The following is a 13581-nucleotide window of genomic DNA, read 5'->3' on the forward strand; positions in this document are numbered from 1 at the left end:
CGGTTGTCTGCGCCCGGCCTTGTGCCGGGCGTTGTTATTTTGCCCCACCGCCACAACGGATAAACCCGGTAGCAGTGGTGTTTGGTATAACCTGAATCAATCCGGCCATCTTTCAGCGCCGGGAGTAAAACAGGGATCAGGCACAGGCTGTTGCCGATCGCCGGAGCTGTCGATGAAAGTAACCCTTGAAGAGATGCGTATTCTGACGGCAGTGGCCGACAGTGGGTCAATTACTGCCGCAGCAGAAAAGCTGTCGATGACTGTCTCCACCGTCAGCCGAGCCCTCAGCCGCTTAGAGAGCCGCCTGGAAACCACCCTGATGCAGCGCACGACGCGGCGTATGGCGTTGACTCCGGAAGGAGAGCTATTTTTGCAACGGGCGCGAGAGATCCTGATGGCGGTCGAGGCGGCGGAAGATGAACTGGCGCTGCGCCGGGAAACTCCGTCCGGCCGGTTACGTATCAATACTGCTCCCTCTTTTATGCAGCATGTGATCGTGCCGTTGCTGGGGGAATTTATGCGACGTTATCCCCAGATTGAGCCGGAATTGGCTACCGATGACCTGCCGATTGACCTGCTGGAGCAGCAAGCTGATATTGCTATCCGCATGGGTGCGCTGGCGGATTCGGGTATCCATGCTCGTATCCTTGGGTACAGCCCGCTGCGGTTGTTTGCCAGTCCAGACTATTTACGTCGCTATGGCATGCCTTCAGACAGTCGCCAGCTTGGGGAGCATCGTACTTTAGGGTTTACCCGCCCACAGGTGCACAACTTCTGGCCGGTGCGTGACGAGCAGCAGCAATTTATTCAGATAAACCCCGCAATCCGCGCTTCAAGCGGGGAAACGATCCAACAATTAGCCATCGCCGGTCAGGGCATTGCCCGACTCTCCGATTTTGCTTCTGCCACCGCGGTCGCCCAAGGATTACTGGTGCCGGTACTGACCGCAGAAACCCGGCCAATGCTGCTGCCGGTTCATGCGGTCTGGTATCACCATGCTGGCTTAGCGGGTAGGGTGCGTTGTTTTATTGATTACCTGCAACAGGCGGTGATAGAACATGGCCTGTTGCAGCCGCCGTCGCTGGCGGGGGAAATCAGCGAAAAATCTGCTGCAGATGATCGCGATATGCGGCCAGATAGTGATCGACCTGCGGATCTTTGATCACATCATTGCAGATAAAGGTCGGCAGCGGTTCCATTCCTAGGAACTGGCAGGCTTTATGGAAATGCAGATAGACGCCATCGACCCCCACCCCTTCGAAGAACTGCTGTGGATCAGTGAAGGCTTCCAGAGGGGCGTTCCAGGTCAGTGACAGCAGGTATTTCTTGCCTTGGATCAGACCGCCGGAACCGTATTTCTTGGTGCTATCCTCACGGCTACGGCCATCACTGGCGTACAGTCGGCCATGACCATAGGTAAACACCTCATCAATGTATTTCTTTACCGTCCAGGGTTCACCCATCCACCAGCCAGGCATCTGAAAAATCACCACATCATGGCTGACAAACTTCTCAATTTCCGCCTCAATGTCGTAGCCCTGATCAATACGGGTGACGGAGACGTGATGCCCGAGACGGCGCAGTTCTTCCGCCCCAGCGTCAGCCAAGGTGTGGTTTAACTGACCTTTGGAGTGGCCGAAGGTGGTGCCGCCATCAATTAACAAAATCTGACTCATTACACTTTCCTCATCAATGATTTCAGTCATTGTCAGGGCTGGCGCACACAGAAAAAACCCAGCCGGTTGCATAATACCTTTGCGAATAATGCAATAATCTCGGAGGGAGCCTTCTCTCCCTCTGATCAGGAAATGAAAAATGATAAAAAAAACCTTGTTAGCACTGACATTACTGCCTGCGCTAGCCTATGCTGACTCGCATCTCGACACTGTTCTGCAAACCAAAGAACTGAAAATCTGTACCACCGGCGATTACAAGCCTTACAGCTATCTTCGTCCAGACGGACAGTATCAAGGGCTGGACGTTACCATGGCGGAATCACTGGCTAAAAGCCTAGGTGCCAAGCCAGTTTGGGTGGCGACTACATGGAAAACACTGAGCAATGACTTTACGGCTAAGCACTGTGATATCGCGGTGGGCGGTATTTCGGTAACCTTGAAACGTCAACAGAGCGCTTGGTTTGCGGCATCCCTTGGCAGCGACGGTAAAATTCCGCTGGTACGCTGTGCCGATAGTCAGAAATATCAGACCGTGGAGCAGCTTAACCGTCCGCAGGTACGGGTGATTGAACCGGCAGGCGGCACCAACGAAGCCTTTGTCCATCAGTATTTACCTCAAGCTAACCTGACTCTGTTCCACGATAACGTTACAATTTTCCATGAATTACTGGCGCATCGCGCCGACGTGATGATCACCGATGCATCCGAAGCCCTCTACCAGAAAACCCTCAATCCGGGACTCTGTGCACTGGATCCGCAGCAGCCGCTACAGTACGGTGAAAAGGCCTATATGCTGCCGCGAGATGATATCAGCTGGAAGCTGTATGTTGACCAGTGGCTGCACCTCAGCCGTGCTACGGGGGAATATCAGAAAGCTGAACAGCAATGGATGGGCAGCTCCGCGCTGTGACGCTATCAGGGAAGGGACTCCCGCTGATTTTTCACGACCAGCCTCGACACTCAGCGCTGAGCGCATGCGGCTGGATATCGGTGATCTCAACGGTCAGTACCTGTGACTAAGCTCTGGGAATAATGTACTATCCCCGCCAGATAACCGCCGCCGACTGGTGTCCGGCTGGCCGAGAAGTGAGGACTGATTAACATGAGTGACATGACCCGGGACGGTAATGAACGTCTTGCATTGCACAAATTTACCGAAAACGCCTACCTGAACTACTCCATGTACGTGATCATGGACAGGGCATTACCTTACATCGGTGATGGCCTCAAGCCAGTGCAGCGCCGCATTATCTATGCGATGTCGGAACTAGGGCTGAATGCCAGCGCAAAATTTAAAAAATCGGCGCGTACGGTCGGTGATGTCTTAGGGAAATATCATCCTCACGGCGACAGTGCCTGCTATGAAGCGATGGTACTGATGGCGCAGCCCTTCTCTTACCGTTATCCGCTGGTGGATGGTCAGGGGAACTGGGGAGCACCGGATGATCCCAAATCCTTTGCGGCGATGCGTTATACCGAGTCCCGCTTATCTAAATACGCGGAAGTGCTGCTCAGTGAACTGGGGCAGGGCACGGTTGACTATATCCCGAACTTTGACGGCACCTTGCAGGAGCCGAAAATGCTGCCTGCCCGTCTGCCAAATATTCTGCTAAACGGCACCACCGGTATTGCGGTGGGGATGGCAACCGATATTCCACCGCATAACCTACGGGAAGTGGCGGATGCCGCAGTGGCGCTGATCGAAAAGCCGTCAATAAGCCTCGATGAGCTACTGGATATTGTGCAAGGACCGGATTTCCCCACCGAAGCGGAAATTATTACCCCGCGTAGTGATATCCGTAAAATCTACGCCACCGGCCGCGGTAGTGTCCGTCAGCGTGGGGTGTGGAAAAAAGAGGACGGCGAAATCATCATCACGGCGTTGCCGCATCAAGTCTCTGGAGCCCGGGTGCTGGAGCAGATCGCCACCCAGATGCGCAATAAAAAACTGCCAATGGTGGAAGATCTGCGCGATGAGTCCGATCACGAAAACCCTACCCGACTGGTGATTGTACCGCGTTCCAACCGTGTGGATGCAGAGCCGTTGATGAACCATCTGTTTGCCACTACCGACTTGGAAAAGAGCTATCGTATCAACCTGAATATGATCGGCTTGGATAACCGTCCAGCGGTGAAAAACCTGTTGGAAATTATCAGCGAGTGGCTGGTGTATCGTCGCCAGACGGTGCGTAAGCGGATTAATTTCCGCTTGGACAAGATCCTGCACCGCTTAAATGTGCTGCAAGGGCTGTTAATTGCGTTTCTGAATATTGATGAAGTGATCGAGATCATCCGTAATGAAGATGCGCCTAAAACGGTGCTGATGTCACGCTTCTCCCTAAACGACATCCAAGCAGAAGCTATTCTCGAATTAAAACTGCGTCATTTGGCCAAGCTCGAAGAGATGAAAATCACTGCCGAGCGCGATGCGCTGGAAAAAGAGCGTGATGAACTGCAGTTGCTGCTCTCCTCTGAACGGCGGATGAATACCCTGCTGAAGAAAGAGTTACAGGCAGACAGCAAAACCTATGGCGATGACCGCCGTTCGCCGCTGTGTGAGCGTGGAGAAGCGCGGGCGATCAGTGAAACTGAACTGGTACCTTCAGAGCCGATCACCGTTGTTTTGTCGAAAATGGGCTGGGTGCGCAGTGCCCGTGGCCATGATATTGACCCGACCGGCTTGAACTACAAATCTGGGGACAGCTATCTGGCCTCGGCGCGGGGTAAGAGCAACCTGCCGGTATCGTTTATCGATTCCACCGGTCGCAGCTATACCCTTGACCCGACTACGCTGCCGTCCGCCCGTGGTCAGGGTGAGCCGCTGACCGGTAAACTTACGCCACCACCGGGTGCAACCGTCAACCATGTGCTGATGGAAGCAGATGATCAACGCTTGCTGATGGCCTCCGATGCCGGTTACGGGTTTATCTGTAGCTTTAGTGACCTGGTATCACGTAATCGTGCCGGGAAAGCGTTATTATCGCTGCCGAAAAATGCCAGTGTCATGACCCCGCTGGCGGTACATCATGACGACGATATGCTGCTGGCGATCTCCGCGGCAGGGCGTATGCTGATGTTCCCAGTGACCGATTTACCGGCCCTGTCGAAAGGTAAGGGCAATAAGATTATCTCTATCCCTGCCGCCGAGGCCGCAGAGGGTACCGATAAACTGGCGTGGTTGCTGCTGCTGCCACCGGGCAGCGTGGTGACCCTGTATGTCGGTAAGCGAAAACTGACCCTGCGCGAAGATGATCTGAAAAAATTCAGGACTGAGCGCGGACGCCGTGGCACCCTGTTACCACGCGGACTACAGCGTATCGATAAGGTCGAGGTCGATGCACCGGCCCGTGACCGGGCCGATGAGCCGTCCGAAAGCTAATGTAATGAGAAGAGTGCCGGCAGGTTCAGCGCGATAAGAAAAAGCCGTTATACTTGCCGGCGGTTATGTTTATCAGGATGACTACTGACAAGGGTCGGCTGATATGGCTGGAGTATTTTAGCCTGACTTCATGGCAATGAAGCGGGCTGCCATCATGAGGTTGTTATGCTGTTACTTTTGCGCGCCCTGTTTGTGTGTATTTATTCCGTAATTGTCTGTGTCTTCGGCTGTTTATGGTGCTGTCTCACTCCCCGCAACCCGCGTCATGTCGCCACTTTTGCCCATGCTTTTGGCTGGCTGCACAATATTTTCGGGATCCGTGTCGAGTCACGTAAGTTTGACGGTGCGGATAACATCGGTAATGCGATCTATATTGCTAACCATCAGAATAACTATGACATGATTACCGCGGCTAATATGGTTCAGCCGCCGACGGTCACTGTGGGTAAAAAAAGCCTCGTCTGGGTACCGTTTTTCGGTCCGTTATACTGGCTGACCGGTAATCTACTGATTGACCGCAATAACAAAAGCAAAGCCCATGACACCATCAGTGATGTGGTTAATCAGTTTAAGAAGAAAAAAATCTCTTTTTGGATGTTTCCGGAAGGAACCCGCAGCCGTGGTCGGGGCCTGTTACCCTTTAAAACCGGTGCCTTCCATGCCGCTATCGCGGCCGGTGTACCAGTGATCCCGGTGGTTGTATCGGATACCCACGAGCGTATTAAACTCAACCGCTGGCGTAATGGGCTGGTGATTGTTGAAATGCTACCGCCGGTGGACGTCAAACAGTTTGAAGGTCAGTCAGCCCGTAAGTTGGCAACTCACTGTCGTGAACTGATGGCGGCGCGTATCGAAGAGTTAAATGCGGAAGTGGCCCGCCGTGAGCAGGAAAACCGCTAATCACAGCGTATGGGTTAAGTCAGAAAATTGTCGTGTTGTCGGCCGGTGAGGCTATCAGAATAAGGTCATAAGGTTTATGTCTTTCAGCAGGCGTCAGTTTATACAGTTATCCGCGGCCGCGGCCGCAGGCAGTGCTCTGCTTCCCGCCGTGGCACGGGCCTCAGACAGTGGCGAGAACGTGTTACCGGTCCCGCCGTTAGTCGAATCGCGGCGCGGGCAGCCGATTTTTCTGACTATGCAGTCTGCTCACTGGTCCTTCAATGGCAGCAGCAGTGCGCCGGTTTGGGGGTTCAATGGCCGTTATCTCGGGCCGACGGTGCGAGTACGTAACGGTGATGACGTAAAACTGATCTACAGCAACCGTCTGGCGGAACCGGTTTCAATGACCGTCAGCGGCCTGTTAGTGCCGGGCGCACTCAACGGCGGCGCGCCGCGACAGATTTCACCGAATGTCGACTGGTCGCCGGTCCTGCCGATACGCCAGCCTGCCGCCACCCTCTGGTACCATGCGGATACGCCACACCATATGGCCTCTCAGGTGTATAACGGCCTGGCGGGGATGTGGTTGGTGGACGATGACAGCAGTAGCTCATTAGGTATTCCTAAACACTATGGGGTGGATGATTTTCCGCTGATTATTCAAGACAAGCGACTGGATAATTTCGGTTCCCCTGAATACGACAGCGGGGCCGATGAAGGCTTTTATGGCGATATTCTGCTGGTTAACGGTGTTCAGAAACCCTATATCAATGTCTCCCGTGGCTGGGTGCGGCTGCGCTTATTGAATGCGTCCGATGCACGCCGTTATCAACTGCAACTCAGTGATAACCGGCCGTTTACCGTGATTGCCGGTGATCAAGGGTTGCTACCCGCGCCGGTGACGGTGCAGCAGTTGTCGTTGGCCCCTGGAGAGCGCCGTGAAGTGCTGGTGGATCTGTCTCAGGGCAATGAGGTGTCGATCACCGCGGGGACAGCGGCCACCTTGGTAGAACGTATCAAAGGGATTTTCCAGCCTTCCTCAATTTTGACCTCCACCTTGGTACTGACATTGCGTCCCACCGGTTTACTGCCGTTGGTCACCAATAATGTGCCGGGACAGTTGGGTGCTATACCGACTCAAAATACGGTCAACGGCAGTCGTCAGATCCAGTTGCAGACCTCCCCTGCCGGGATCAACGGCAAAGCCTGGGATACTGGGCGTATTGATACCATTGTTAGTCAGGGGATAACCGAGCGTTGGACGGTGCAGGCTGACACGCCGCAGCCGTTCCATATTCAGGGGGCGTTATTTTTGATCCAAAGTATAAACGGCGCACCGCCGATGGCAGAGGACCGAGGTTGGAAAGATACGGTGTGGATAGACGGCAGTGTTGAGTTGCTGGTGACTTTCCCGCAGAGTTCTTCGGAACACTTCCCGTTTGTTTATTACAGCCAGAATCTGGAACTGGCCGACAGCGGAGTCGCCGGCCAGTTGATGGTTCAGCAGGCGATCAACTAAATCGCCTGCCTAACGGCGCGTGGTGGGTGCCGACGCCCACTACGGGCGATTTACTCCTGATTAAAGGTGTCTGGGTCTGGTCCCAGTCGCTTGCCTTCATCCAGCGCGGTCAGCCGAGTCAGTTCGGTTTTATCCAGCCGGAAATCAAAGACATCAAAGTTCTCATCAATGCGCGACGGTGTGACCGATTTCGGAATGACCACTAGGCCGTTATCGATATGCCAGCGGATCACAATCTGTGCGGGCGTTTTCTGATATTTCTCGGCCAGCTCACGGATCAGCGGATGATCAAACACCCCTTCGCCACCCTGGGCCAATGGGCTCCAAGATTCGGTCTGAATATGGTGTAACGCATTCCAAGAATGCATTGGGCGCTGTTGCATCAACGGATGCAGCTCGATCTGGTTGACCACCGGTGTCACACCGGTTTCGGAAATCAGTCGCTCCAGATGGTTCTGCTGGAAGTTACAGACGCCAATGCTTTTGATCAGACCTTCTTGCTGAAGACTGATCATCTGTTTCCACGCCTCCACGTACTGGTCATCTTTCGGACATGGCCAGTGCATCAGGTAGAGATCGACATAATCGAGTTGCAGTTTCTGCAGGCTACTTTCCAGTGCCTGACGTACCTGACCTTGATCGGAGTTCCACAGTTTGGTGGTGATAAAAATCTCATCGCGGGGCAGATCGCTGTGCTGCAAAGCTTGACCGACGCCTTCCTCATTTTTATAGATGGCGGCAGTATCGATTGCCCGGTAACCGGTCTTCAGCGCATGCGTAACCGCATCACGGGTTTGGTCGATACTGGCTTTCCAGACACCTAACCCCAGTTGCGGCATCAGACGGCCATCGTTCAGTTTTACAATCGGTTGTTGAGACATGTTGTTTCCTCCGTGTTGTCCCTGGTAAAGGTACGGTGGGTGAACAATAAGTGTAGCGGGGATTTGGCAATCTGACAGGGTCGCGGACTGCGATTGCACAAAAAAACAGCGATCCCTCAGCATATCCGGCTGTTGTTCACCGCTTATGTTAGGGAAAAAACGCCGGAGGAGACCGGCGGCGGAGATTTATTCTGTGGATTGCTGTTTTTTGCGCCATACCATCATCATGCTACCGAGCAGGCCACCGGCCATCAGCAGTAACGGTACCAGCATTAACACTGTCATCAGCTGACTTTCATGGCGTTGGATCAAGGGCACTTGGCTGATCCCGTAACCGAAACTGACCAGCAGACCGATCCAGATCACTGCGCTGACCCAGTTGAACAGTTGAAAGCGGAGCGTATTAAGCCGCGAGACACCCGCCAGTAACGGCAGCAGGGTGCGAACAAATGCCAAGAAACGGCCAATCAGTAATGCGGCCAGCCCGTGTTGCTCGAACATGTCGCAGGCGCGTTGGTAATAGCGTGCCGGGAGGCGGGTCAGCCAGCGTTGCATCAACGGGGTATTACCCAGCCAACGTCCCTGCAGATAGCCTGCCCAGCATCCTAGGCTCGCGGCACAGGTGAGGATCAGCAGTGCTGGGAAAAAGCCCAATACCCCCTTGGCAACCAGTGCGCCGGTCAGCAGCAGTAAGCTGTCTCCTGGTAGAAAGGCCGCTGGCAGTAAGCTATTTTCTAGAAAAAGTAGCGTAAACAGGACGACATAAACAATTCCTGTCATTTTCGGATTTGCCAAAGTGGCGAAATCCTGATGGCAGAGGGCAACAATGATCTGATGTAAGACGCTCATGGATTTTCCGGTTACACAGTCTCTGTCACAGTAACAGTAACAGAGGGGAAGGCTGCCCGATGATGGGCAGCCCGCATCAGGGAATGACCTCAACGGCGATGGGCGGCCAGACGCTGAAAACCGGCGTCCAAGTCAGCGATTAGGTCATCGACATCTTCTAGGCCGATATGCAGTCTGACCAGCGTGCCTGGTAGCAATGCTTCCCCTTCTGGTCGGATGGCAGCAATCTCTTTGGGCTGATTGGCGAGGATCAATGACTCATAGCCGCCCCAAGAGTAGGCCATGCTGAAGTGATGGAAATTATCCAAGAAATCAGCCAAGGCTTCCGCTGACAGTTCTTCCCGCAGGATAAAAGAGAACAGTCCGCTACAGCCGCTGAAATCACGTTTCCAAAATTCATGGCCGGGACATTCTGGCAGCGCTGGATGGTTCACCCGCCACACCTCGTCACGGGTGGAGAGCCACTGTGCCACCTTGATGCTGCTTTCCTGATGCTGGCGCAAGCGCACTGCTAAGGTACGCAGCCCACGGGAAGCCATATAGGCGGTATCGGCGTCAGCCATTTGCCCCATCAGGTAAGAGTTTTCGCGCAGGGTGGCGTAACAGCGCTCGTTGGCCACCGCGGTACCGATCATCCCGTCAGAGTGCCCGATAATGTATTTGGTCCCCGCTTGAATCGAAATATCGATGCCAAAATCCAAGGCTTTAAACAGCACGCCCGCCGCCCAAGTATTGTCGATCATAATGATCGCCTCTGGGACCTTGCGGCGGACTGCCGCGACGATGGCCGGAATATCCTGAACTTCCATGGTGATAGAGCCGGGTGACTCGAGAAAAACCACTTTGGTTTGCGCACTGAGGTAGTCTTCAATGTTGTTGCCAGTGGTGTGGGGGTACCAGCTAGTGCTGACATTCAGTTTACGCAGAATATGGTTACAGAAGTCGCGGGTCGGTTCATAGACCGAGCCACACATCAGCACCTCATCACCGCTTTCAACAAAGGCGAGGATCGCATTGGTGACCGCTGCCGCACCGCACGGATAGAGCACACAACCGGCACCGTTTTCCAGTTCGGTCATGGCATCCTGTAGGGAAAAGTGAGTCAGGGTGCCGCGGCGGCCATAAAACAGTTCACCGCGGGTACGCCCGGCGGTGGCCCGTTTTTTATCCGCGACACTGTCAAATACCAGTGAAGAGGCGCGCTGGATCACGCTGTTGACCGCCCCTACGCTGTAGCGTTTGTCACGTCCGGCACTGATCAGTGTGGTGTCCAGTTTTTTCTCTGAATGTTTATTTGTCATCTCTCTCAGCTCTGCCAATATAACCCTGAGCCACACGTTAACATGAAACCGTGAGCAGGCTAGGGGCGGTAACTCAAAAACATCTGTTTTATTGACCGGTAACAGAAATTTTTTCAGTCCGTGTAAATAATAATGATAACCACTATCAATTGATTGTTGTTTTGGTATCATCAGCCGCAGCGCGTTATTTAACGGTAATATGAGGTAGCTTACGTGGTAACCAATGAGTTGATGCAAACTGACCTGTCAGTCTGGGGCATGTATCAGCATGCAGATATCGTGGTAAAAATCGTGATGATTGGCCTATTGATGGCATCAGTCGTCACCTGGGGGATCTTCTTCGGCAAATACACGGCACTCAGCAGTGCTAAACGCCGGTTGAACCGTGAACGCAAAGCCCTGCAGGGGACAGCCTCGCTGCAAGACGCGGCGGATATCGCGGCTAGCTTCCCGGCGGACAGCCATAGCCGTTTACTGATTGATGAAGCCCTTGAAGAGCGTCAGCTGTCTGCAGGCAGTGAACAGCCAGAAGGGGTTAAAGAGCGTACCGGTTTCCGTCTGGAACGCTGTGTTGCCGCGATTGGACGTCTGGCGGGCCGGGGTAATGGCTTCTTGGCAACTATCGGTTCGGTCGCCCCGTTTATCGGACTGTTTGGCACTGTCTGGGGCATTATGAATAGCTTTATTGGTATCGCCAAAACCCAGACCACCAACCTGGCGGTGGTGGCACCGGGGATTGCCGAAGCTCTGCTGGCAACCGCCATTGGGCTTATTGCCGCCATCCCAGCGGTGGTTATCTATAACACCTTTGCCCGCATCATTGCCGGTTATAAAGCCTCCCTGAGCGATACTGCCGCCCAGGTACTGCTGTTACAGAGCCGTGATCTTGATCTTCAGCAAACGGTTGAGCAGGCACCCCGTACTCGGAAAGTGGGCTGATACTATGGCAATGCGTCTGAATGAAGAAGCCGACAGCGACGGTGAAATGAGTGAAATCAACGTCACGCCGTTTATCGACGTGATGCTGGTGTTGCTGATCATTTTTATGGTGGCCGCACCGCTGGCGACCACCGATGTGCGGGTCAATCTGCCGGCTTCTACCAGTAAGCCGCAGCCGCGTCCTGAAAAACCGGTTTATCTGAGTATCAAAGCCGATAACCAACTGTTTGTTGGCGAGGAAGCCGTCAGCAGTCCGCAGCTGATTGCGGCGATTGATGCCCTGACTGGCGGTAATAAAGAGACCACTATTTTCTTCCAAGCCGACAAAGAGGTGGATTACGCTAGCTTGATGTCGGTAATGGATCAGTTGCGTGGGGCCGGTTACCTGAAAATTGGGCTGATGGGGCTGGAGTCGACCGCGGCTCACTAAGCGAACCGTGTCTTATCGGGACAGAAAAAGCATATCCAGTGGGGTATGCTTTTTTTTTGAATTTATTCAGGATGGTGGGCTGTGTTTTTCTAAATGTTTATGTTTTGTTACTTGTTTGTATCTCTCCGTTAACCACAGGATGATTGCCGTCACATATTTTGATGGTATTTCAGGGTACATATGGGAGCCAGCACAATAAGAACGACAGGACAAGACAATGAGCACTGCAAACACATCGCCTGACGTGAGCAAGCCCCACGGCGCTAAAGCTATTATCCGAGTTACCAGTGGTAACTTCTTGGAAATGTATGATTTTATGGTGTTTGGCTATTACGCTACAGCCATCGCCGCCACCTTTTTCCCAGGGCAAGATCCTTGGTCATCGCTGATGCTGACCCTGATGACCTTTGGCGCCGGATTCCTGATGCGTCCGTTAGGGGCCATGGTACTCGGTGCCTACATTGACCGGCATGGTCGGCGCAAAGGACTATTACTGACCCTTAGCCTCATGGCAGTCGGTACCTTGACCATTGCCTTTACCCCCGGTTATCAGACCCTCGGTGCAGCGGCACCGGTGATTATTTTGTTAGGTCGTCTGTTGCAGGGCTTCTCGGCGGGCGTAGAGCTGGGTGGGGTATCGGTGTATCTCTCCGAAATTGCCCCCAAAGGTCGGCGCGGCTTTTTCGTCAGTTGGCAGTCCGGTAGCCAGCAAGTGGCTGTGATTTTTGCTGCAATGCTGGGGCTGATGCTCAACCAGTGGCTGAACCATGGGCAAGTAGTGGCCTGGGGCTGGCGTATTCCGTTCTTCATCGGCTGTATGATAGTGCCGTTCCTGTTTTATATCCGCCGTATGTTGGAGGAGACCGAAAGTTTTAAACAGCGCGAACATCGGCCGGGGATCAAAGAAATTTTGCACTCAACGGTCAGTAATTGGCCGCTGGTGCTGGCGGGTATGTTGATGGTGGTCACGACTACTGTGATGTTCTATATGATCACCGCGTTTACCCCAACTTTCGGTAAAACCGTGCTGATGATGAGTGATCGTGAAAGCTTTATCGTCACCTTAGCGGTTGGGCTGTCGAATCTGATTTGGCTGCCAGTGATGGGGGCGCTGTCTGATAAAATTGGCCGCCGTCCGTTGTTGATTGTGTTCACCCTATTGACTATGTGTACCGCTTGGCCGGTATTGAGTTGGTTGGTGGCAGCCCCTTCCTTCAGTCATCTGATGGCGGCTGAACTGTGGCTCTCTTTTTTGTATGCCAGCTATAACGGCGCAATGGTGGTCTACTTGGCGGAAATTATGCCCGCAGAAGTACGCGCCACCGGCTTCTCGCTGGCCTATAGCTTGGCAACTGCTCTGTTTGGCGGCTTTACTCCGGCAGTCTCTAGTTATCTGATCCACGCCACCGGGGATAAAGCCATGCCCGGCGCGTGGCTGACCTTCGCTGGATGTTGCGGGCTGGCCGGAACCTTATGTATTGGTTATCTGGTCAGACGTTATCGCCACCAGCATCCACAACAGAATGCTGCCGTTACCCGGGTGCACAGTCTGTAATGCTCAGCGGCTCAGGGTTCACTATCCTGAGCCGTTTCACCTCAATGGCGAGCCAAATTGTGGCATTTTTCTGGCCTGATTGATAAGCGCACTTTTTGGGGGGAAATTTTAAGTTAGATTTGTTTATATGAGTTATTCTGTCGTACTATTCTTTCCCTTAAATATGTTTGCCA

The 13581-nt window shown here is 53.5% G+C and carries 12 protein-coding genes; 8 read left to right on the forward strand and 4 right to left on the reverse strand.

What is annotated here, in order from left to right:
• Positions 1-172: 172 nt before the first annotated feature.
• The gene (locus tag DW47_RS0100080; protein WP_071846594.1) at positions 173-1162 is read left to right on the forward strand and encodes a LysR family transcriptional regulator; all 990 of its coding nucleotides are present in this window, start codon (positions 173-175) and stop codon (positions 1160-1162) included.
• Here the strand turns inward: DW47_RS0100080 and DW47_RS0100085 are convergent.
• Positions 1095-1676: an NAD(P)H-dependent oxidoreductase gene (locus DW47_RS0100085; RefSeq protein WP_029684271.1), complete on the reverse strand. Its 582-nt coding sequence runs from the start codon at positions 1674-1676 to the stop codon at positions 1095-1097. The two genes, DW47_RS0100080 and DW47_RS0100085, sit on opposite strands and share 68 nt — an antisense overlap.
• Before the next feature lie 139 nt (positions 1677-1815).
• Here DW47_RS0100085 and DW47_RS0100090 point away from each other — a divergent pair, with 139 nt between their 5' ends.
• From DW47_RS0100090 to ftsP, 4 genes are all read left to right on the forward strand, one after another.
• Positions 1816-2586, forward strand: a complete 771-nt coding sequence (locus DW47_RS0100090; RefSeq protein ID WP_029684272.1) for a transporter substrate-binding domain-containing protein — start codon at positions 1816-1818, stop codon at positions 2584-2586.
• 192 nt (positions 2587-2778) lie between these two features.
• Positions 2779-5055, forward strand: coding sequence for a DNA topoisomerase IV subunit A (parC, locus tag DW47_RS0100095; RefSeq protein WP_029684273.1), 2277 nt, complete (start codon positions 2779-2781; stop codon positions 5053-5055).
• Between the two features lie 165 nt (positions 5056-5220).
• Positions 5221-5955 carry a 1-acylglycerol-3-phosphate O-acyltransferase gene (locus DW47_RS0100100; RefSeq protein ID WP_029684274.1) on the forward strand — a complete coding sequence of 245 codons (735 nt, stop codon included), beginning with the start codon at positions 5221-5223 and terminating at the stop codon, positions 5953-5955.
• 76 nt (positions 5956-6031) lie between these two features.
• Entirely contained in the window at positions 6032-7453 is a 1422-nt protein-coding gene (ftsP, locus tag DW47_RS0100105; RefSeq protein ID WP_029684275.1) for a cell division protein FtsP, read from the forward strand.
• Positions 7454-7503: 50 nt separating this feature from the next.
• Here the strand turns inward: ftsP and dkgA are convergent, their stop codons facing one another.
• The 3 genes from dkgA to metC form a co-directional block, all read right to left on the reverse strand.
• Positions 7504-8334, reverse strand: coding sequence for a 2,5-didehydrogluconate reductase DkgA (gene dkgA / locus DW47_RS0100110; protein WP_029684276.1), 831 nt, complete (start codon positions 8332-8334; stop codon positions 7504-7506).
• 186 nt (positions 8335-8520) lie between these two features.
• Complete coding sequence (locus DW47_RS0100115; protein ID WP_029684277.1) at positions 8521-9183, reverse strand: DedA family protein; 663 nt, start codon at positions 9181-9183, stop codon at positions 8521-8523.
• 89 nt (positions 9184-9272) lie between these two features.
• Entirely contained in the window at positions 9273-10484 is a 1212-nt protein-coding gene (gene metC / locus DW47_RS0100120; protein ID WP_029684278.1) for a cystathionine beta-lyase, read from the reverse strand.
• Between the two features lie 231 nt (positions 10485-10715).
• Between metC and exbB the strand changes: the two genes are divergently transcribed.
• From exbB to tcuC, 3 genes are all read left to right on the forward strand, one after another.
• Positions 10716-11423 carry a tonB-system energizer ExbB gene (exbB, locus tag DW47_RS0100125; RefSeq protein WP_029684279.1) on the forward strand — a complete coding sequence of 236 codons (708 nt, stop codon included), beginning with the start codon at positions 10716-10718 and terminating at the stop codon, positions 11421-11423.
• A gap of 4 nt (positions 11424-11427) precedes the next feature.
• Positions 11428-11853: a TonB system transport protein ExbD gene (exbD, locus tag DW47_RS0100130; protein ID WP_029684280.1), complete on the forward strand. Its 426-nt coding sequence runs from the start codon at positions 11428-11430 to the stop codon at positions 11851-11853.
• A gap of 217 nt (positions 11854-12070) precedes the next feature.
• Positions 12071-13408: an MFS transporter gene (gene tcuC / locus DW47_RS0100135; protein WP_029684281.1), complete on the forward strand. Its 1338-nt coding sequence runs from the start codon at positions 12071-12073 to the stop codon at positions 13406-13408.
• Positions 13409-13581 lie beyond the last annotated feature (173 nt).

This window comes from Tatumella saanichensis, from assembly GCF_000439375.1.
In the GTDB taxonomy this organism is placed as follows: Bacteria; Pseudomonadota; Gammaproteobacteria; order Enterobacterales; family Enterobacteriaceae; genus Tatumella; species Tatumella saanichensis.

What these genes read in the sequence shown, in the direction of transcription:
- DW47_RS0100080 (WP_071846594.1), top strand. Translation starts at nt 173, where the DNA reads ATGAAAGTAACCCTTGAAGAGATGCGTATTCTGACGGCAGTGGCCGAC.
- DW47_RS0100085 (WP_029684271.1), bottom strand. Translation starts at nt 1,676, where the DNA reads ATGAGTCAGATTTTGTTAATTGATGGCGGCACCACCTTCGGCCACTCC.
- DW47_RS0100090 (WP_029684272.1), top strand. Translation starts at nt 1,816, where the DNA reads ATGATAAAAAAAACCTTGTTAGCACTGACATTACTGCCTGCGCTAGCC.
- parC (WP_029684273.1), top strand. Translation starts at nt 2,779, where the DNA reads ATGAGTGACATGACCCGGGACGGTAATGAACGTCTTGCATTGCACAAA.
- DW47_RS0100100 (WP_029684274.1), top strand. Translation starts at nt 5,221, where the DNA reads ATGCTGTTACTTTTGCGCGCCCTGTTTGTGTGTATTTATTCCGTAATT.
- ftsP (WP_029684275.1), top strand. Translation starts at nt 6,032, where the DNA reads ATGTCTTTCAGCAGGCGTCAGTTTATACAGTTATCCGCGGCCGCGGCC.
- dkgA (WP_029684276.1), bottom strand. Translation starts at nt 8,334, where the DNA reads ATGTCTCAACAACCGATTGTAAAACTGAACGATGGCCGTCTGATGCCG.
- DW47_RS0100115 (WP_029684277.1), bottom strand. Translation starts at nt 9,183, where the DNA reads ATGAGCGTCTTACATCAGATCATTGTTGCCCTCTGCCATCAGGATTTC.
- metC (WP_029684278.1), bottom strand. Translation starts at nt 10,484, where the DNA reads ATGACAAATAAACATTCAGAGAAAAAACTGGACACCACACTGATCAGT.
- exbB (WP_029684279.1), top strand. Translation starts at nt 10,716, where the DNA reads ATGCAAACTGACCTGTCAGTCTGGGGCATGTATCAGCATGCAGATATC.
- exbD (WP_029684280.1), top strand. Translation starts at nt 11,428, where the DNA reads ATGGCAATGCGTCTGAATGAAGAAGCCGACAGCGACGGTGAAATGAGT.
- tcuC (WP_029684281.1), top strand. Translation starts at nt 12,071, where the DNA reads ATGAGCACTGCAAACACATCGCCTGACGTGAGCAAGCCCCACGGCGCT.